16 protein-coding genes are annotated in these 21154 nt (G+C 28.0%); 3 read left to right on the top strand and 13 right to left on the bottom strand.

What is annotated here, in order from left to right:
- Window positions 1-28: 28 nt before the first annotated feature.
- Entirely contained in the window at window positions 29-2647 is a 2619-nt protein-coding gene (locus GFJ41_RS01170) for a cation-translocating P-type ATPase (RefSeq protein ID WP_081949168.1), read from the bottom strand.
- Window positions 2648-3007: 360 nt separating this feature from the next.
- Between GFJ41_RS01170 and GFJ41_RS01165 the strand changes: the two genes are divergently transcribed.
- Window positions 3008-3556: a DUF2238 domain-containing protein gene (locus GFJ41_RS01165; RefSeq protein WP_035113748.1), complete on the top strand. Its 549-nt coding sequence runs from the start codon at window positions 3008-3010 to the stop codon at window positions 3554-3556.
- Window positions 3557-3559: 3 nt separating this feature from the next.
- Here the strand turns inward: GFJ41_RS01165 and GFJ41_RS01160 are convergent, their stop codons facing one another.
- The 4 genes from GFJ41_RS01160 to GFJ41_RS01145 form a co-directional block, all read right to left on the bottom strand.
- Window positions 3560-4054, bottom strand: a complete 495-nt coding sequence (locus GFJ41_RS01160) for a hypothetical protein (protein ID WP_035113751.1) — start codon at window positions 4052-4054, stop codon at window positions 3560-3562.
- 192 nt (window positions 4055-4246) lie between these two features.
- Complete coding sequence (locus tag GFJ41_RS01155) at window positions 4247-6142, bottom strand: PTS fructose transporter subunit IIABC (RefSeq protein ID WP_170074394.1); 1896 nt, start codon at window positions 6140-6142, stop codon at window positions 4247-4249.
- 5 nt (window positions 6143-6147) lie between these two features.
- Window positions 6148-7065 (bottom strand): 1-phosphofructokinase, encoded by a 918-nt coding sequence (pfkB, locus tag GFJ41_RS01150; RefSeq protein ID WP_035113757.1) that lies wholly within the window; start codon window positions 7063-7065, stop codon window positions 6148-6150.
- Between the two features lie 118 nt (window positions 7066-7183).
- Window positions 7184-8965 carry a BglG family transcription antiterminator gene (locus GFJ41_RS01145; protein ID WP_170074393.1) on the bottom strand — a complete coding sequence of 594 codons (1782 nt, stop codon included), beginning with the start codon at window positions 8963-8965 and terminating at the stop codon, window positions 7184-7186.
- Window positions 8966-9141: 176 nt separating this feature from the next.
- Between GFJ41_RS01145 and GFJ41_RS01140 the strand changes: the two genes are divergently transcribed.
- Window positions 9142-10275, top strand: coding sequence for an AI-2E family transporter (locus tag GFJ41_RS01140; RefSeq protein WP_170074392.1), 1134 nt, complete (start codon window positions 9142-9144; stop codon window positions 10273-10275).
- Window positions 10276-10289: 14 nt separating this feature from the next.
- Here the strand turns inward: GFJ41_RS01140 and GFJ41_RS18930 are convergent, their stop codons facing one another.
- The 6 genes from GFJ41_RS18930 to GFJ41_RS01110 form a co-directional block, all read right to left on the bottom strand.
- Window positions 10290-11069, bottom strand: a complete 780-nt coding sequence (locus GFJ41_RS18930) for a L,D-transpeptidase family protein (RefSeq protein ID WP_170074391.1) — start codon at window positions 11067-11069, stop codon at window positions 10290-10292.
- Window positions 11070-11308: 239 nt separating this feature from the next.
- Window positions 11309-12724: a carbon starvation CstA family protein gene (locus GFJ41_RS01130; protein ID WP_170074390.1), complete on the bottom strand. Its 1416-nt coding sequence runs from the start codon at window positions 12722-12724 to the stop codon at window positions 11309-11311.
- A gap of 174 nt (window positions 12725-12898) precedes the next feature.
- Entirely contained in the window at window positions 12899-14821 is a 1923-nt protein-coding gene (locus tag GFJ41_RS01125) for an FUSC family protein (RefSeq protein ID WP_170074389.1), read from the bottom strand.
- 129 nt (window positions 14822-14950) lie between these two features.
- A complete protein-coding gene (locus GFJ41_RS01120; protein ID WP_170074388.1) occupies window positions 14951-15664 on the bottom strand; it encodes a carbonic anhydrase in 714 nt (237 codons plus the stop codon).
- A gap of 80 nt (window positions 15665-15744) precedes the next feature.
- The gene (locus GFJ41_RS01115) at window positions 15745-16221 is read right to left on the bottom strand and encodes an LURP-one-related/scramblase family protein (protein WP_035113772.1); all 477 of its coding nucleotides are present in this window, start codon (window positions 16219-16221) and stop codon (window positions 15745-15747) included.
- A 160-nt stretch (window positions 16222-16381) separates the two neighbouring features.
- Window positions 16382-17257, bottom strand: a complete 876-nt coding sequence (locus tag GFJ41_RS01110; protein ID WP_035113775.1) for a sulfite exporter TauE/SafE family protein — start codon at window positions 17255-17257, stop codon at window positions 16382-16384.
- 506 nt (window positions 17258-17763) lie between these two features.
- Here GFJ41_RS01110 and GFJ41_RS01105 point away from each other — a divergent pair.
- The gene (locus tag GFJ41_RS01105; RefSeq protein WP_170074387.1) at window positions 17764-18927 is read left to right on the top strand and encodes an SLC13 family permease; all 1164 of its coding nucleotides are present in this window, start codon (window positions 17764-17766) and stop codon (window positions 18925-18927) included.
- Window positions 18928-19118: 191 nt separating this feature from the next.
- Here the strand turns inward: GFJ41_RS01105 and GFJ41_RS01100 are convergent, their stop codons facing one another.
- Both GFJ41_RS01100 and GFJ41_RS18635 read right to left on the bottom strand, forming a co-directional pair.
- The gene (locus tag GFJ41_RS01100; RefSeq protein WP_035113778.1) at window positions 19119-19718 is read right to left on the bottom strand and encodes a hypothetical protein; all 600 of its coding nucleotides are present in this window, start codon (window positions 19716-19718) and stop codon (window positions 19119-19121) included.
- Window positions 19719-20021: 303 nt separating this feature from the next.
- A complete protein-coding gene (locus GFJ41_RS18635) occupies window positions 20022-21083 on the bottom strand; it encodes a YHYH domain-containing protein (protein ID WP_226890206.1) in 1062 nt (353 codons plus the stop codon).
- Between the last annotated feature and the right edge of the window lie 71 nt (window positions 21084-21154).

Here is a 21154-nt window from a genome sequence, read left to right as displayed (position 1 = left end):
AAATTTTTTATTTATAAAGTATATGAATTTATTTTCTTTTTATAACTTTACTAACTTCCATTGCTAAGGTTGCAAGTACTGAAAGACCAAAACAAGTCATTAAAGTTGTAAAGTTAAAGCTACTTGGCATTGTAAATATTTCTCTCATAAATGGTAATAATGTTAAAGAGAACATTATTAAACAAACCCCAACTGCACCTAATACATATTTATTACTCTTAATTCCAAGTTCAAATATTGTTTCTGTATTTGATCTTGATGCAAATGTCTGCATTATTCTAGATAATGTAAGAGTTGCAAATGCCATTGATACTCCTAATTCAGCTGAATGTTTCATTCCTATAAATTGTGCAGCTATTGTGACAGCACCTATTATAATCCCTCTAGTTGCAACAAATCCTAAAGAACCTTTTGATAAGATACTTTCATTTGGATCTCTAGGAGCATCCTTCATAACGCCTTTTTCTGGCTTTTCAAGACCTAGCGCTATTGCTGGTAATGAATCTGTTACTAAGTTTATAAATAATAATTGTATTGTAGTAAATGGATTTGGTAAGTTTGCAAATACTGCAAATAATATAGCTATTATTCCCGCTAAGTTTCCTGAGAATAAATACATTATAGATTTTTTAATATTTGTATAAACTGTTCTACCAACTTCTACAGCATTTACTATTGTTGCAAAGTTATCATCTACTAAAACCATATCCGATGCGTCTTTTGCAACTTCTGTTCCACTTCCCATTCCTATACCTATATTTGCTTGTTTTAAAGCTGGAGCATCATTTACTCCGTCTCCTGTCATTGCACAAACTTTTCCTTTTCTTTGCCATGCTTTTACTATTCTTATTTTATTTTCTGGTGAAACTCTTGCATATACTGATATATGATCTAAATCTCTATCTAACTCTTCATCAGTTAATGCATCTAATTCACTGCCTGTAAGAGCCATATCTCCATCTTCAAATATTCCGATATCTATAGCTATTGCTTTTGCAGTTGTTTTGTGATCTCCTGTTATCATGACAGTTTTTATACCAGATTTTCTAGCATTTTCTACTGCTTCATAAACTTCTTCTCTAGGAGGATCTATCATTGCAGTAAGTCCGATTAAAGTTAAGTTGTTTTCATCTTCAATTGTTGGTACAAAACTTTCATCTTCTACTCTCTTTGTTGCAAATGCTAAAACTCTTAATGCTTTATTAGAAAATTCTTCGTTCATTTTCTTGTATTCATCAATTATCTCATCACTAGCCTTTACAACTTCGTCTCCTACTAATGCATACTTACATCTATTAAAGATTACATCCGGAGCCCCTTTTGTAAACATAACTACTTCTCCATCAACCTTATTAACAGTAGTCATAAGTTTTCTATCACTATCAAATGGTAATTCACTTAATCTAGTATTTATTTCTCTTATTTCTTTATAATCAAATCCACTTTTGTTAGTGTAATTCATAAGTGCTATTTCTGTAGGATCCCCTATTTCAGCGCCTTCATTAGTTTTATCTGAATCATTACAAAGTGCTGAGCTTAATATAAGGAAACTCTTTTGTTTAGTTAACTCATTTGTTATTGCTGTTTCAAAATCTTCATCATTTTCTAATATTTTTTCCGTATCGTAAACAAAATCATCTACAACTGTCATCTTATTTTGAGTTAATGTTCCAGTTTTATCTGTACATATAACGCTTGTTGATCCTAATGTTTCAACTGCTGGTAATTTTCTAATTATAGCTTGTTTCTTTGCCATATTATTAGTTCCAACTGCTAAAACTATAGTCACAATAGAAGATAACGCCTCTGGTATAGCTGCAACTGCTATAGCTATTGCAAACATAAACGAATCTACTACTGCCCCACCTCTAAATACTTCTATTCCAAATATTAAAGCTGCTAATATTACTATACCTACACCTAACTTTTTACTAAACTCATCTAGTTTTATCTGAAGTGGTGTTTGCTTATTTTCTGCATTTTCTAGTAAATCTGCAATTTTACCCATTTCTGTGTCCATAGCAGTTTGAGTTACTAAATATGTCCCTCTACCGTAAACTACCATAGATCCGCTAAAGACCATATTCTTTTGATCTCCTAATGCTACCTCTTCGCTTATTACTTCTTCATGCTTTAACACAGGTTCTGCTTCTCCTGTAAGCATTCCCTCTACAACTTTTAAGTTTTGAGATTCTAAAATTCTACCATCTGCTGGTACATAATCACCAGCTTCTAAAATTATTATATCCCCCGGTACTACATTTCTAGATGGAACTGTAACCTTTATACCATCTCTTATAATTTTTGCATTTGGTACTGATAGCTTTTTAAGACTTGCTAGAGATCCTTCTGCTTTTTTCGTTTGAACTACCGATAATATAGAGTTTAAAATTAAAACCGCAAATATTATTCCACACTCTACAGCCTCTCCTAAGAACGCTTGAACCAATGCCGCTATTAATAATATGATAACTAGTGGATCCTTAAAAGTTTCTAAAAATAACTTCCATGTAGGAGTTTTTTCTTTTTCTTTTAACTCGTTGTATCCATGCTCTAATAGTATGTCGTGTGCTTTGTCTGAACTTAAACCATTTAAACTTGAGTTTAATTGACTTAATATTTCATCGATACTTTTTTTGTAAAACATAATTTGCCTCCACCTAATTTATTTAAATAATAAAGACCTCCAAGCAAACTTTATTTTAAAATCAAAATAGAGTTTACTTGAAGGTCTCGCTAACAAGGTTTATCTTGCTAATCAACCGGGATCTTTAAATCCGAAATTGACGATTGATTATCGTTTTTTAACGAAAGCTACTCCCCTTCAAGGAGTACTGAATTATTTATATAAATTATTATATACTTTTTTTTAATTTTTGCAACAGATCTGTAACATGTTTTTGTTTTTTAACATTCTTTTAACATTTCATGTATTTTACATATGTAATAAATTTAGATAACGTACACATACTAGTTATAAATATTTTTTATATAGGAAGGTATGCTTATGAATAAAAATAGTTTAAAAATATTTAGATATTTACTTTACGCTATATACATTTTTTCTATAGGTTACTTTTTATTTACTAAAGAGTATGGAAAAAGTTCCATTAGTTTTTTATGTTTAATCATACTATTTATACTTACAAAAGCTTACATGAAAAACTTTTACTTAATAGATACACCATTGTATGTAGTAGGAAATCTATTTGTACTTTTTTCATTTTTAATAGGTTCATGCTATGGAATGTACGATATATTTAAACCTTATGATAGCTTTCTTCATTTTTGGTCAGGCTTTATAAGTTTAAAAATAGGTTGGAATATTTTAAAACACTATAACACTCCAAATCTAACAGATAAAATATTATTTTTCATAGTCATTTTTTTCTTTTCATTAGGAGTGTCTGGATTTTGCGAAATAGTAGAATATTTACTTGATAAATTCTTTAATATGACAACTCAAGCTGGTGGCTTAAAAGACACTATGCAAGATATGATATATGCAATGACCGGAGCATTTTTAATGGTTATTTACTATATTAGGAAGAAGTAGGAATTACTCTTCTTCCTTTTCTATATTAGCTTCTAAAACATTATACTCACCTAATTTTGTATCATAGTCTACAAACACCATTTTACCATCTTCGTTTACTTTAATATTTATACTTTTAGCTTCTATATCACTTATATCTCCACTTTTTGGACCAAAGCATTTTATATCATCACTTGTCTGTCCTGGATTAAGTGTTTTGTTTGATGCTATATAAGTAGTTTCTTTATCTCCTATTTTAAGTTCAACCCTTATGCTAGTTATTGTTAAGTTTGAATTATTTTTTACCTTTGTTTTTATATATCTCTGACCGATTGAATCTGGCTGTGATATTTCTAACCCAACAAATTCTATATCGTCAACCTCTATAGGTGATTTTTCTGCATTGTTATTTATATTCACTTTGTTATCTACACTTTGATTGCTATTTGTGCATCCAGTTAACATAAATGCACATAGTAAACTAATTATAATTATTCCTATAGATTTTTTCTGTTTCATATTTTTTCCTCCACGTATTAATTCATTGATAATATTATACAAAAACCATGTTGTCGTAATTTGTTACACTTGGTCTTTTTAATATAATTTTATATAAAATTATTTTTTTAAGGTAAATGCAAAATAGACTATGTATAAAATGCTCTCCATAGTCTATTCTTATATTTTTATTAATTATTATTCTAATTTATACTAATTTTCTATAGGTTTTTTTAATACTGCTAGTGCAAACATACCTACTAAAGATCCTGCTATTATAGCTCCTAAGTAAGCTATAGGATGCCCCACAACTGGAACTACGAAGATTCCTCCGTGCGGTGCTCTAAGTGTTGCATTAAACATCATACTAAGAGCTCCTGCTGTAGCTGATCCTAAAACACAAGCTGGTATAACTTTTAAAGGATCTGCTGCTGCAAATGGTATAGCACCTTCTGTTATAAATGATAATCCCATTACATAGTTAACTTTTCCTGATTCTTGTTGCTCTTTTGTAAATCTATTTTTAAAGAAAGTTGTAGCAAGAGCTATTGATAATGGTGGTACCATTCCGCCTGCCATAACCGCTGCCATTATCTCATATTGACCTGATTGAAGTGATGCTACCCCAAATACATAAGCTGCCTTGTTTATAGGTCCACCCATGTCTATAGCCATCATTCCGCCTAGTACTAATCCAAGAACTAACTTTGAACTTGTTCCAAGTCCATTTAATAAATTAGTTATACCAGCATTTAATGCTGCAACTGGAGGTATTATTACAAAAGTCATTATAACCCCCATTAAAAGTGTTCCAAATAGTGGATATAGCAATACAGGTTTTATACCATCTAATGAATCTGGTAATACACTAAATACTTTTTTAAGGCCAAGAACTAAATATCCTGCTAAAAATCCTGCAAGTAATGCTCCTAAGAATCCTGACCCACCTGCATTTGCAAGTGCTCCACCAACAAAACCTACAACTAGAGCTGGTCTATCAGCTATACTATATGCTATATATCCTGCAAGTACAGGTAACATAAATCCAAAGGCAACGTCTCCTATAGATTTAAAGAATGCAGCAATTGGTGTATTTGATCCAAAGTTTGCTGGATCTATAGAATAGTTATCTAATAAAAACGCTAGTGCGATTAATATACCACCACTTACAACAAACGGTAACATATTAGATACTCCATTCATTAAGTGCTTATACACTTTTCTAAATGCAGTTTCATCCTCTTTTTCTTCTGCCGATTCTACATTTCCTCCATGATTATATATAGGAGCATCTCCATTTACAGCTTTAGTTATTAATTCCTCTGCTTTATGAATTCCATTAGCAACTTTAGTTATTATAACTTTTTTGCCATTAAATCTTGCCATATCTACTTTTTTATCAGCTGCAACTATTATAGCATTTGCATTTTCAATTTCTTCTTTAGTTAAAATATTCTTAGCCCCTGATGACCCGTTAGTCTCTACTTTTATACTAACTCCCATCTTTTCAGCTTGCTTATTTAAGCTTTCAGCTGCCATAAAAGTATGAGCTATACCTGTTGGACATGCTGTAACTGCTAAAACTTGAGGATATTTTGAATTTTTAACTTCTCTTTGTTCTAAAACTTCTTCTTTTTCTTCTTCTGGGAATTTTTCTTTTTCTTTATAATCTATTAAATTTAAAAACTCATCTTCATTTTGTGCACTTATTAACTTTGATCTAAATTCTTCATCCATAAGTATAGTAGATAATCTAGATAATACCTCTAAGTGAGTATTATTTGCACCTTCTGGAGCTGCTATCATAAAGAATAAATGAGACAAACTTCCGTCAAAAGATTCGTAGTCTACGCCATTTTTGCAAACTGCTGCTGCTAAACATGCACTTTTAACTGCTTTAGTTTTAGCATGTGGTATAGCTATTCCTTCTCCAATGCCTGTTGTACTTTGATTTTCACGAGCTAGTATAGCTTCTTTGTACTCTAATCTATCATTTAAATTTCCACTGTTGTTTACTAAATCTACTAATTTATCTATTGCCTCTTTTTTATCTTTTGCTTTTAAAGCAAGGCTTATAGATTTTTTGTCTATTAAATCGACTATTCTCATAAAATTTATCTCCTTTCAACTTTGATTTCATCTATTAATTTGTATATATAATCTTTATTTGCTAAATCATTTGAAAATGCTGTTGCACCTCCACTAGCTGCTCCTAATTGTAGTGCTTTTTCGTAAGAGTTTGATTCTAAATATCCCGCAATAAACCCTGCTACCATAGAATCTCCTGCTCCTACAGAATTTTTAACTTCTCCATTTGCAACATTACTTACAAAAATCTCTCCATTTTCACTAATTAAAAGTGCACCATCTTTTCCCATAGATACTAATACATTTTTAGCACCCATTTCTTTTAGCTTATTTGCATAAACTATTATGTCATCAATATTTCCTAATTTAACATTAAATAACTCTTCTAATTCATGGTTATTTGGTTTTATTAAAAATGGTTTATGTTTTAAAACATTCATCAATAAATCTTTAGTTGCATCTACTACAATTTTTATATTTTTATTTTCTAATTTCTTCATTATATTTTCATAAAGAGAAGAATCTAATGTATTTGGTATACTTCCTGCTAAAATCAATACATCGTTTTCCTTAAGTTTATCTAGCTTTGTATATAATTCATTTAAAGCCATCTCATTAATTATTGGGCCTTGTCCATTTATTTCAGTTTCATTGCTACTTTTTACTTTTACATTTATTCTTGTAAATCCATTTTCTAAATTTATAAAATCTTCTTCTAAACCTTTATATCTTAAAGTATCTTTTATATATGCCCCTGTAAATCCGCTTACAAATCCTAATGCCTTGTTATTATATCCAAGCTCATTTAATATTAAAGATACATTTATTCCTTTACCACCTGGGTATACATATTCTTCATTTGTTCTATTTACTTCTCCAGTTTTTAAATCATCTAGTTTTATTACATAATCTATAGATGGATTAAGTGTTACTGTGTAAATCATATTATCACCTCGCTAGTGTTATCTTATATACTTATAATAACCTTGAATACATTTTCCTAAAAGACAAAAAATTTCTCTTAATCAAAAGAGAAATTTGTCGAAATAGATATATTTACTTTTATTTAAACATAGATATAAATTTTTCATACTTCTTAGATTCACATATACTTATTACCTTGGCAATAGAATCTATTCTTTTATATATATTAGAAAATAAATCTTCATAGTTTAATATACTTTCTTTTTGAAGAGATAGCATTACAACAAGTTTTACTTGTCCAACATCCCAAGGTATACTTCTTTTTAAAATACCTATGGCTATAGCATTTTTAAAAACTTTACCATGTGCTCCGTGAGGTATAGCTACCATATTTCCGATTTCCGTAGTAGCAATTTTTTCTCTTTCTATATAAGAATTTTTCATTTCTGCATCTATATAATTGTTTTCTAATAGTTTATCTGACATATAACTTATTACATCATACTTATTATCAAAATCTAAATCTATAAAAAATAAGTCTTCGCTAAATATCTCTGATAAATTAACATTATAATATATGTTTCCTGTATCTAGGAATTTTTCAATTATCTTTACCTCTTTATCATCTAAAAAAGGTGATATTTTAATTATTGGAATATTTTTAACTTCCACAGGAACTGTAGCTATTATAAAATCTACATCCATCACACCTACATAATGTATTAAATATGATGGAATCACTTTCAAAACTTCAAGTCGTTTTTCAAACTTTGCCTCTAATTTAGCCTTTATAAGCATTGATGTGCCTATACCTGATGCACACACTATTATAGTTTTTAAAACTTTATGATTTTCATTACTTGAGCTTCTTTGAAGTGCTCCTCCTATATGAATAGCAATGTTTGCTACTTCATTTTCATTTATATCTATATTTAGATCTTCTTCTAATGTAGTTTTAGCTATATTAGCTAGTTCAAATGCAAATGGATACTTAAGTTTAATATCATTAGATATAATGCTTTGATTGTTTATATTCAAATCATTTTTTATACAAAAGTTAATTATATGTTTGCATAGATAATCCTTAAAAACATCATCATCGCTTAAATCAATAGATGTTGCAAGCTTTAAGTTTTTGATAAACTTATCTATAGAATATAACACCTTATTTTTTGTACTTTCAGTATTTTTATTTTGTACCTTTTCTTTATAATTAATTATATATTTATCTATATAATCTTTATAATTAATCTTATTTTCTAAAGACAAATACAAAAGTATGTAATTAAATATATTATTAAACTCATAATCAGTAAAAATAATATTTTCATTTTCAAGCTTATTTAAAATTTCATTTCGGATTGATATCATATTTAAGCTTACAAATTCACTAAAAAAATCTTCAATATGTATATCTTCATACTTTAAGCTAATTTCTATTATACATCTAATCAAGTTATTTTTATCTCCATCAATTCCAATACCTAATTTATGCTTTGATATTACTTTTAGATTATACATTTTAAGAATTTTTTTAACTTCTTTTAAGTCATTTTTTATAGTTGATAGACTAACATACATTTCATCCGCTAAGTTTTCTATTTTTAATGTATCCCCATTATATAGTAAAATTATTTTTTTAAGTATATAACTAATTCTATCAAAATCATCTCTTATAGACTCATCTTTTATATCCTTTAAACTATCTATATCTCCAACTAAGTTATATCCTACGCCTCTTGCGGATTCTATTTTCACACTATCCATTATAGAGTTTATATTTTTAACTTCTACTTGAATTGTCTTTGTAGAACAACCTATATCTTCCGCTAATGCCTTACTACTTATAGGTTGTTTACTATTTTTTAATATATTAATAATTTTACTTTGCCTTTTATTTAAAGTACTATTCAATATCATCAACCCTTATCATAATTGTTTATATTACTTCTTAATTTTACTATAACTGACCTATAGCTTTCAAATAAATAAAAATACATTTAAACTTTTGTTATATTTTTGTGGTTTAAAGTTAATAAAAAAAATGTTATACTACATAGAATATTAATTTTCAAAATTTACTTTTAGGGGGACATATGAAAAAATTAATTGACGAAATTTCAAATTCGGTACGGTATATAATTCCTATTGTAGTATTTTTTATAGGAGTTATACTTTACAAAAATTTTGATCACATTATAACATTTACAAAAACTAATATTACAATAATCTCAGGTGTGTTAACTCCTTTTATAATAGGTTTCTTAATTGCTTATATACTTAATAAGCCTATGACTTTTTTACAAAATAAGTTTAAGCTAAATAGAGGTATTAGTGTAGCTATAATATACGGAATACTACTAGCTTGTTTAGTATTCATCTGGTTATATGTTGTTCCAATTATACAAAAAAATATAACTGATTTATATTCATTTATGCCTCATAATATAAATGAAATCGAGGATTTAATAAATTCTATACTTTCAACATTTAAAATAAGCACTAAAAATCCTGAGTCTACACTACAAATAAAAGAGTTTATTACAAATTCTATAATCCCTACAATGACATCAATTGCAGGAGTTCTTAGTCAAACATTACTAGAGCTTATAGGCTTAGTAGTAACTTACACAGTAAATATATTCTTAGGAATTGTTATTTCTATTTACTTCTTAATTTCTAAAGAAAAAACAATTCAAATAGTTAATGACTTATGCGAATGTTTATTTGGTAAATTCTATTTAAAAGCAAAAGAATTTGGTAAAATACTTGATAAAAATATAGGTTCTTATATAATTGCTAAATTTATAGACTCTTTGATATACGGAACATTTTGTACTATAATCTTAGTTTTATTAAAATCTCATTATCCCGTATTTGTGGGAATAATAATTGGTGTAACAAATATGATTCCATTCTTTGGACCAATTATAGGTACTGTAGTTGCAGTTTTCATAAACTTATTCTTCTCATTTAACAAAGCACTTTGGGTTTTAGTTGTAATGATAGTAGTTCAGCAATTAGAAAGTGCTATATTAGAACCTCATTTCGTAGGAAAACAAGTTGGAGTTCCTCCTGTTCTTACAATACTAGCTGTTACACTTGCTGGTAAATATACAGGATTTATCGGAATGATGTTATCAGTTCCTATAATGGGAGTAATCATCATATACGTTAACAGATATATGGCTAATAAAAAGCAACCTCAAAAACTATCAAAAACAGACTAGAGTTTAACTCTAGTCTATTTTTGTAAATTAATATTATAAGATGTTCCGATTTGCTTATAGCTTTGACTTGAATCACTTATTATAACTGTAGTTTGCTTTGGAACTTGGTCAAATAGCCATTTTATATCACTATTATGCATTCTAACACATCCAGCTGATACACTCTTGCCGATACTACTTTCACTATTATTTCCGTGTATAGCATAAGTAGTTCCATAAGTGCTACCTACTTGAAGCCCTAACCATCTATTTCCTAAAGGATTTCTAGGATCTCCACCTTTTATATTGTCTTTATAATAAGGTCTGTTTACAATTTTATTTACTATCTTAAATTTTCCCTTTGGTGTAGGAGTTGATTTTTTTCCTGTAGCTACATTAAATTCTTTAACCAAAATACCATCTTTATAATACGCCATAGTATTATTAGATGTTTTTATTATTATAAAATCTCCCTTTGATAAATTTTGATTATTATTATTTGATGTTCCATTATTATCATTTGTATTATTTACTTGTACTAAAAAGTCTCCACTACACCACCCATAACTATTTTTATACTTTATCTTGTACCAAATTCCACTTTTATCTATTGTATCAATAACAGCTTCTCGTTTTAAGCTTCCTATTTTCTTATAATTTGTACCTGGTCCGCTTCTTATATTTAATGAGCTGGCATTTACTTTCATCTTATTAATTGTATTTTGAGCTATAGCATACTTAGTGTTTTTTTCATTGGATTTATAGCTGTTAGCAGCTACATAGGCAGTGTTTCCAGCTACCATGAGTACACACACAATAAAAGCTACAAATTTTTTTATGATACTCACTCCCTTTAAGTTTTTTCTTCCTATATATCATATAAAATTTGCTTTGTAATGGTGTGTTAAAAAATATATCATTTCCGTAACAACTTAATTTAATACTTATTTATATATCATTTTCTATATAGCATATCAAGATGAGGAATAAATAAAGGTAGAACCTTTAAAAGATTCTACCTTTATTATATATATATGAAATACTAACTTAATGCCTATGCTAATTCTTTATTTTCATTTCTTAAATTTTTAGCTTTTCTAGCAAATAATATAGTGAATAATATAGCAACCCCAATACCTATTGCATTAGATATTCCAGCGTGTAATCTAAATCCTTCTGGTGCTTGCATTATATATGCAAATGTTACAGCTGTCATGAATATAGCAGGTATAGTACTTATAAAGTGATTTTTATTATGTTTTGCTAAGTATGCTGATCCTGTCCATAACATTATCATAGCTAATGTTTGGTTAGCCCAAGAGAAATATCTCCATATTATGTTGAAATCTATGAAAGTAAGTGCTATACCTATTACAAATAATGGTATAGATATCATAAATCTATTTTTTATACTACTTTGATCTATCTTCATTGCATCTGCTATTGTAAGTCTTGCACTTCTAAATGCTGTATCTCCACTAGTTATAGGACAAACTACAACTCCTAATATTGCAAGAGCTCCACCTATTGGTCCCATTAAAGTATTTGATATAACATTTACAACTGTAGCTGGTCCACCTTGAGATAATATAACATCTAATTGAGGAACTCCTCCAAAGAATGTCATAGCTGCTGCTGCCCATATTAAAGCTATTATCCCTTCTGCAACCATTGAACCATAGAATACTCTTCTAGCTTCACTTTCTTTTTCAACACATCTTGCCATCATAGGAGATTGTGTTGCATGGAACCCAGATATTGCTCCACATGCTATTGTTATAAATAAGAATGGGAATAATGGTTGTCCTTGTGGATGTAAATTGTGAAGTGCTATATTTGGGATATCATAACCCTTAAATATTAACCCTCCTGCAACTCCAACAGCCATTATTAAAAGTGCTGCTCCAAATAGTGGATATATCTTTCCTATAACTGCATCTACTGGTAAAACAGTGGCAGCTATATAGTATATTACTATTACAACAACCCATATCTTAGCATCTATTGATGTTAAAGTTGTTAAAAGTGCTGCTGGCCCTGTCATAAACACAGTCCCAACTAATATTAAAAGCACAACTGTAAATACTCTCATTAAGTTTTTAGTTGAATTTCCTAAGTATTTTCCAACTAACTCAGAAGCTGAATCACCTCTGTTTTTCATTGATAAATATCCAGATAAGAAGTCATGAACTCCTCCTGCAAATATTGTTCCAAATACTATCCATAAAAATGCTGCTGGTCCAAATAAAGCACCTTGTATTGCTCCAAATATAGGTCCAAGTCCTGCTATGTTTAAGAATTGTATAAGGAATATTTTTTTCCATTTCATTGGAATGTAATCTACACCATCTTCAAGTGTAGTTGCTGGCGTTTTGATGCTATCATCAATGCCAAACGTTCTTTCTACAAATTTACCATAAGTATAATACCCAATTATAAGTAACGCTATTGATCCTAAAAAACTTATCACATCAATCGCTCCTTCCCTAAAAGTTAATAAAAAAATGATGTTAAGAATTTCTTTTCTTAACATCATTATATATTGCTTTATGTTTTAATTTGTCGATTAGCGAGTAAAACGTTATTTTATATTCATGAAATGCATTTTTTATGTAATGAAATGCATTTCATGTATAAATTTAAATTATAATTCATTTGAAATTTGTTTAGATAGTTTCTTAGAATTTATTATATTTTCTTTTAATTCTAAAACATCCACTAAAACTAATTGGCTAAACTTATCCGATCTTTTATTAAAGCACTTAATTATATCCTCTTTAGAATTTTCTCTATGCATTAGCTTATCTACGTCATAAACTAGATCCATTACACCTGTATTATTTTTACTAAATCTTCTAAAGTTATTTACTAAAAATCTAATGTCATTCATAAACATTCGTTGATTGTATAAAAAGTCATCAATACTATTTGATAAAAGTGTTAAGTTGTTTGTATCTATTTTTTTATTTATTAAGTTGTTAACAAATAGCATCTCTTTTACATCTTCATCTATTTTTAATTCTAATCTACCTAATTCATATAATTTTGAAAGTACTTTTTCATTTATCATTATAGATTTTTCAATATCTTTTTTAGTTATATCTCTCATTTTATAAGGTAATATAACCTTATTTGCATATAATGCAATTATAGTACCTATAACAACAAATACTAGTCTATTTATAGATATCATCTCTAAGCTACTAGTCATAGCTGCTGCACCTAATGCAGATATTGTTGTACATATCATTTGGTCTTTGTATTTAGTTTGGAAATTGCTTATATACCCAACTGCAAGTATAACTAATACTCTAGCTGAATTATCTTTTATTAAGTAAAATAAAATTTCAAAAATTACCAATCCTATTACAGTACCTACAAGTCTATCCCTACCTTTTACTTTACTAGCTTCAAGATAAGGTTGAACTATAGACGATAAACTAAACACTAACCATTTTCCATATTCGATGTTAAAAATACTAACTATAAAAACACCAATACTTGTAACAATAGCTCCTCTTAATGCAAAAGTAAACTTAAGAGAATCCTTACTCATATTATTTTTTAAATCATTTACTCTATCTAATAAATCTGTTACAAAATAATTTCCCTTAATTTTATCTATTTTTTTATCCCTAGAGTCTTTTAAATCATAACTTAATAAATATGCTGCATCTTTAAGTTCATATATTAAATAATAATTTAGTTCTATTTTATCTGTATCTTCAGCATATTCACTTAGTTTATTTATTAATTCGTCTATGCTTAAATTTTCATTTGTAAAATTATCAATTTCTACTAATAAGTTCTTTACTTCATTTAATGTTTTAAAATAACCTTCATTATCATTTCTATCATCCTTAATTTTACCTATTGTTAAATTAATACTTTCTAAAAATCTACTTATAAATAAACTTTGCATAATTTCAATAGGTAAGTTTATATCTTTATCTATTCTTTTGTACATATCAGATACTAAGTCTCTTATTCCTATGTATGTTTTTTTGTTTAACTCATTTACAGAATCTAAATTTTTATTTTCTAATATGCAGTTTATTTCCTCACTTATGTACTCTATGGAACTCTTTATTGTTTTTTTAGATTGTGTTTTAAGCTTATTTTTATTAGCTATCATCTGAATTGCCATTATTGCTAATCCACAAAATACAAGAGCTACTATTCTAGTTGGTAACTCTTTTATGTCAACAGGACTGTATAACATAAATAAATACCCTAATGTAAATGCTACATAAGTAGGCTTTTTCGTATTATATGTAAAGTTATATAAAACTGTAAATATTAATATAAAAGTTATAATTAATGCTAAAATTGAATTATTTGCTGCTAGAAAAGCTCCTACACCTAATACAACCTCTAAACCTACAAAGTACACTGTGTTTCTTAGTGGGTTTATAGTATAATCTGTTCCTAGTAATGATAAAGCAGCTGTAATTCCTGCTACTCCAACCAATGTATTTTCATCTCCAAAAATACTTTTAAAACCTATAATTGCTGCTACTATAACTACAAACATTATGGTAGTAGATAAGATTTTTTTCTTCTCCATAATAAAATCTCCTTTGATGTTTCTCTAAATTTTCTATAGAATAATATACCACTACTTATATACTTTTAAAACACAAAGGGAGTAATTTTGTATTACTCCCTCTAAGTTTAAATTTTTCGAATTATAAAATTAGTCCAACCATTTAACTAAACCTGTTTCCATATCGTAATTAGATCCAGTTACTTTAACTTTTTTCTCATCAATATATTTTTTAATAATTTCATTTTCTTTAATTAGGTTAATCGAGTTCTCAGTATTAAACTTAACTGCATTATTATAAATTTCTTCTTGTGAACCACCTTGTAGCTTTGCTTTTTCATAACTTGGTTTAATTTTCTTAACTATAGTTTCTAGTTTTCCATTTATATTTTTTTCAGATGCTCCTTTTACAACTCCACAATCATCATGCCCCATAACTACAACCAAAGGTACATCTAACTTAGTTATCGCGTATTCAATGCTTCCTAATACAGTGTCATCAACTACATTTCCAGCAACTCTAATCACAAATAGTTCACCTAACCCTGTGTAAAATATATTTTCAGGAACTACTCTTGAATCAGAACAAGTTAAAATGACAGCATATGGTTTTTGTTTACCCTCATTAAGTTTTTTTCTTGTATTTTTATCAATTATATTTTTATTGTATGTAGCATCTAAATATATTTCATTTCCTTTTTTCAATCTACTTAAGGAATCTGTTTCTGTATTACTATAAGTTTGAATACTATTTTGAGTGTCATTACTTAAGCTCTTTTTTTCTAAATCTTCAACAAATATTTTCGCACAAAATAATGCTGCAAGTATAAAAATTGCTAACAATAACTCCTTTTTCTCTTTCATATATATCACCTAATATAATTTTTTTGTTTCAAACTTATTGTTTCCTAAATGTGTACATTGATACAAAAATAATTAGCTTATTATTTACTTCTTTGTTTATCAATTATATCGTCAACTATAACTGCTAAAGTTAAAATAAATGCTTCATCTTCAAAATCAGTTTCTACATTATAACTATCTGTAAAAGTAAAAACTTCTTTATGAATTCTAGCTATTTGCTCACTTCTTTTATATATTTCATAATTGTGATCAATTATATCCCCTGTTACATTTAAATCCCCATATTTACTTTCTATCTTTATACTATCTCTCATAAACGAAGGTTTTTTATTTACTTCTGCTACGACTTCATTGCCTTCTTTAACTTGATATTTAGCTAGCAGTGATATTACAGTTTCTTTAACAGAATATAATGTTTTTTCATCTTTAATAAGGTCAAATTGAAGCCCTACTGCAAATAATTTATTATCTACAAAGAATATCTCTTCATTTTCTTCATTTTGTATCCAGAAGTCTTCTTTAATTTTAAACAACTTAGATTTCATATAATATTTCATTATTTTTCCCCTTTAACTTTAATATTTACCTATATTATCTATTATATAGTTTACTTGTATTCATAATGATAATATCAATAGATTTTAAGTTTTTCTAGTTATAAATTTTAATACAAAAAAAGAAAGCGATAAAAATCACTTTCTTTTTTATTATATTAAATTATTCTGCTCTTTCAGGTTTAAATGCTTTTTTTAACATTGATATAGAAGTGTAAGTTATAACTACTATAACTACCCATTTTAGTATATCAATTGGCATACTCTTAACTATAAATGCAGCTATAAATACTCCTACAACTCCACCTATTGTTATAAAGAATGAAGTTTTCTTAGCATAAGCTCCTTCTTTTATAAACTTAGTACTTGCAACTGGCATTAACATTGCACAAGATCCCATCATTATAGGGAAAGCAACGTCTGGTGACATTCCTAAGAAGTAAACCATAGCCATACATGGAGAATATAATCCAACACCTGCAGTCATTAGTGCTCCTAATATAAAATTACCTATTATTCCTATAACTAATTTTGCTCCACTTAATCCTGTAGCAGTTCCGCCTCCAGGCATTAATCCTAATTGAGCTAATAACATTAAAAGTGCAGTTATTGCTAATGCAATTCCCATTATAATTTGTATCTTACGTTCATCCATCTTAGCTATAACTCCAGCTCCAAGGTATGAACCTACTACAGCTGCTCCTATTAAGCATATTAAAGTTACTGGATCTACCTTTATAACAGTTGTAAATATAAATGCTTCCAAAACAACTGGTATAGTATGACATACATTTAATGTACCAGGTATTAATCTATCTGATATATTCATCTTTAAAGCATTAAACATTGCAACTGTTGGTGCAAAAGATCCTATTCCCAGTGTATCAAAAAAGTCTGTTACAAAACCTGTTGCTACTGCTTTACCTGCTGATACATCTTCAAAGTTGTTTTCTGATTTTGCTTTTGCTATATCCTTGAAGTATGAAAATCCAAAGAAAGCTGTAAATACGCCTAGTAAAACTCTTATTACGTTAATCATAGTTGAACCCCCTAATATATACTTGTTTTTTCCCCTTAATCATCACATTCTTGAGTCGGCTCATTTTAACTTTCACCCCCTGTAAAAGCCTAATACCTTTTAAAAAAGCAAGTATTGTGCCACTTGTTCTTTTATTAACAATAAAATTTTAAATCGTTGAAATCTTTCAAATCTTTGGTATTTTATATATATTTGTACTTGAATCTATTTATTCATAAAATTTTGTGTAATTTATTCTAAACTTGTCAAAAAGTCAATAAACAGACGTGTTTTTTTAATACATCTAACAAAAACATTCTATTAATGGCTATTTTACTTGTTTTTTAGATTTAATTTTTATAACGTCAATTTTCAGACTATTGTCATTTTTTAGACGTATCTTTCATTAAGTATATGATGTCCTAAATTATAATTTTTTATGATATTTTTTAATTTTACTTATAGATAAAAATAAGCTTCTATTGTAAAATCTTTTAAGGTAGGAAAAACATATAGGGAGATTTTAAATGCTTAATAATAACAACCAAGAACTATCAATTCCAATAATTGATAATCATAACTCTAATAAAAATAATTTTAAAAACTTTATAAAAAAAGAAATAGTACTAATACTTTCAGTTTCTTTAGCAATTATAACTTCTTTTATATCTAGTCCAAAATTATCGTATATTGATTTTAAAGTTTTAATACTACTATTTAATCTTATGGTAGTTGTTGCAGCTTTTAAGGAACTTAAAGTCTTAGATAGCATCGCTATATCATTATTAAGAAAATGTAGTACTTATACGTCAATATCATTTTCACTTGTGTTTATAACTTTTTTAGCATCAATGGTAGTCACAAATGATGTAGCACTTATTACCTTTGTTCCTCTTAGTATAGTGGTTGCTAAAAAGTCAGATATTAATGTGTTAAAAATAGTTATTTTACAAACACTTGCTGCAAATCTAGGAAGTAGTTTTACTCCTATGGGTAATCCTCAAAATCTATTTATATACTCTTTTTATAATTTAGATCCTAGTGACTTTTTTAAGATAACTGCTCCTTTGGTAATTTTATCTGTACTGTTTTTAAGTGTTATCATATTAAAAAGTAAAAAAATAAAGTTAGATTTAGACTTAGAAGATGTAAAAATTGAAAATAAAAAAGATGTAATTTTCTTTTCTATATTATTTGCTATTATACTTTTATCTGTTTTTCACATAGTAGACTATAGACTAGCATTTATTATAACTATATTAACTGTACTTATATTAAATAAAAAATTACTAACACAAATTGATTATTCATTACTTCTTACATTTATAGGATTTTTCATATTTATAGGAAATATTTCTACAATGGATTCTATTAGAAGTTTTATGATGGGTATTTTAAATAGCCCTAAGTCTACTTTTATAACTTCAATACTATCTAGTCAGGTTATAAGTAATGTTCCAGCTACTATGCTTTTATCTGGATTTACAAATAACTTTAAAGAACTATTACTTGGTGTGAATATTGGAGGTATGGGTACTCTTATAGCCTCTTTGGCTAGTGTTATTTCATATAAGATTTATACTAATGAGTTTAAAGATGATAGCTCTACTTATTTAAAATATTTTACATTTTATAATGTATTAGGACTTATAATTACAATTCCAATAGTTTATTTAATATTATTTGTTTAAACGTAAAAAAGGTGTATCCCAAAGTTTCGGATAAATATATAAGTTTTTCTCCCAAAGCTATAAAAATGCTTTAAATGTCGATAAAACTTATATATTTATCCTTTTATAATTTTGGTATACACCTTTTTTTAATTTATATTATTAATTTCCGCTTATAAATCCCCATTTATAATTTTTTGTATTACTTTTAATTATTTTTTTATAACATACTCATCATCTGGAACAAATTTAACAGTTACACTTTTTAAATTTATAGTTGCTCCATCTCTTAATGCTACATTTTGTTGCTCCCTTTGGTAGAAGTCTGAACTTCCGTTAACTCCCATTATTAAGTTTACTTTAAAGTCTGAAGATTGTACGTTTCCTCCACCTTTAACTGCTGTTAAGTCATATACCCCTTCTGGTATATCCTTACCTACTAAATATGTACCATTCCCCAATGTTACACTTCTAGCATCTAACTCAGCTTGTTTCTTTTCTTTTGCTACTCTTTCTTGCTCTGCTTTAAGTTCCGCTTCTTTTTTCTCAGATTCAATTTTCATAGCTTCTTTTTCAGCATTATCCATCTTGAAAAATGGCTCTGCTTCTTTAACTTTTCCCTGTAACTCAGTTATAGTTTTTTTAGAATTATCTAATTCACTTTTAGTCGTTTCATAGTTAGATTTTACTTTGTTGTATTCATCTTCACTTATCCCCTTTGGTGCTACTCCTATCCCTAATATAAAGCACACCACTCCAACTATAACTAACGCTTTGTTGTTTCTTAAAAATTCTTTGATTCTGTCTTTCATTTATTTCTCCTTTTACCTATAAATATTAATAATTGCATATTAGTACTCAAATAATATATCATATCATTCATAAAAAAATTGCCTTTTCTTGTCGAAAAAATAATTATTTTTATAGTAATTGGATTTTCTAATAATAATAACCCCTATGTCGAGTTTTACGATATAGGGGGGTATGCATTCAGCAGTTTAGTGATTCGGATATAATATAAGTTTTTCTCCCAAATATAAAAGATACTTTAAAGGTCGATTAAACTTATAAACTTTAGCATACACATGCTTTAAATTTATAATTTCAAATGTTTATTAACTGCTTTTCTTCTTTTTAATCTTCTTAAGTGCTACAACTCCAGCAACACCTACAACAGCTGTTCCTCCAAGTCCCATAGCTAAATCTTTTTTACTTTCTTTTTCCCCTGCATTGTACTGCTTTTCTATATCTGATTTTATTGGATTAAATTTCTCATCAAACTTTAATGCTTCACCTTCATAACCTTGGTTAAAACTGTCCTCTAGTACTTTAGACCTATCGTCTTTCCCTATATTAAATCCTTCATCATAGCTAGCTTTATATTTTGAATCTATTTTATTATTATACTTATTTATAATTCCGTTTTTATAACCAATAGCTTTATGTTCTTCATTTTTTATATTTGTATATGTATCTTCATATGACTTTTTATATGCATCTATAAACTCAGAATCCACCCCTGATTCAAAGTTTCTATCTTTTATATTATTCTCACAATCATTTTTTCCAAGCTCTTTATATTCAGCTATTTTTTCATCTTTATATTCTTTGTTTCCCTTATCAAAGTTTTCTTTGTATGATTTTACAACTGTTTCTTGCACATATACATTGTCGTAATTATTTGATTTACCATCATTATAACCCTTTTCTTTTGCTTCACTTTCCTCTTTTTCTAACTTTTCTTTACCCTTATAAAAAGCCTCTCTGTATGCCTCTTGATAATCCGATTCATAACTACCTGAGTATGAGTACTCCCTACTATCCCTCATATTATACCCATCATTATAACCTTCATTTGAACCTTTTTCAATTATACTTTGTCTTGATGGTCCACTTGGTACTTGAGCTTTGGAACTGCCATTGCTTTGAGAATTTGAGCTGCTTCCTCCTTGAGATGATGAAGAACTATCACTTGATCCTCCTGTATAAGGACATCCATTTGTGTGTAAGTGCGCTGGGTATCCTCCACAATGATAGTGATATGATCCTAACCCAGACTTGTTTTTGTTGTCTCTATGACCCCCAGATGAATCAGTTCTTCCTGAATGTGCATCTACTACAAATGGTTGAGCTATAATCATAAGTGCTGATGCTAATACTACAAACCTTTTTTTCATATTTATGCAAAACCTCCATATTTTTTGTCCTCAAACATTTTAACATCATTTGCATAAAATTTAAAAGAACT

The sequence above is a fragment of the Paraclostridium dentum genome, from assembly GCF_012922555.1.
Taxonomy (GTDB): domain Bacteria; phylum Bacillota; class Clostridia; order Peptostreptococcales; family Peptostreptococcaceae; genus Paraclostridium; species Paraclostridium dentum.
This window is presented reverse-complemented; position numbering and strand designations above follow the sequence as displayed.

Bases quoted from the DNA above. Each gene is read 5' to 3' on its own strand.
- GFJ41_RS01170 (WP_081949168.1), bottom strand. From the start codon at position 2,647: ATGTTTTACAAAAAAAGTATCGATGAAATATTAAGTCAATTAAACTCA.
- GFJ41_RS01165 (WP_035113748.1), top strand. From the start codon at position 3,008: ATGAATAAAAATAGTTTAAAAATATTTAGATATTTACTTTACGCTATA.
- GFJ41_RS01160 (WP_035113751.1), bottom strand. From the start codon at position 4,054: ATGAAACAGAAAAAATCTATAGGAATAATTATAATTAGTTTACTATGT.
- GFJ41_RS01155 (WP_170074394.1), bottom strand. From the start codon at position 6,142: ATGAGAATAGTCGATTTAATAGACAAAAAATCTATAAGCCTTGCTTTA.
- pfkB (WP_035113757.1), bottom strand. From the start codon at position 7,065: ATGATTTACACAGTAACACTTAATCCATCTATAGATTATGTAATAAAA.
- GFJ41_RS01145 (WP_170074393.1), bottom strand. From the start codon at position 8,965: ATGATATTGAATAGTACTTTAAATAAAAGGCAAAGTAAAATTATTAAT.
- GFJ41_RS01140 (WP_170074392.1), top strand. From the start codon at position 9,142: ATGAAAAAATTAATTGACGAAATTTCAAATTCGGTACGGTATATAATT.
- GFJ41_RS01125 (WP_170074389.1), bottom strand. From the start codon at position 14,821: ATGGAGAAGAAAAAAATCTTATCTACTACCATAATGTTTGTAGTTATA.
- GFJ41_RS01120 (WP_170074388.1), bottom strand. From the start codon at position 15,664: ATGAAAGAGAAAAAGGAGTTATTGTTAGCAATTTTTATACTTGCAGCA.
- GFJ41_RS01115 (WP_035113772.1), bottom strand. From the start codon at position 16,221: ATGAAATATTATATGAAATCTAAGTTGTTTAAAATTAAAGAAGACTTC.
- GFJ41_RS01110 (WP_035113775.1), bottom strand. From the start codon at position 17,257: ATGATTAACGTAATAAGAGTTTTACTAGGCGTATTTACAGCTTTCTTT.
- GFJ41_RS01105 (WP_170074387.1), top strand. From the start codon at position 17,764: ATGCTTAATAATAACAACCAAGAACTATCAATTCCAATAATTGATAAT.
- GFJ41_RS01100 (WP_035113778.1), bottom strand. From the start codon at position 19,718: ATGAAAGACAGAATCAAAGAATTTTTAAGAAACAACAAAGCGTTAGTT.
- GFJ41_RS18635 (WP_226890206.1), bottom strand. From the start codon at position 21,083: ATGAAAAAAAGGTTTGTAGTATTAGCATCAGCACTTATGATTATAGCT.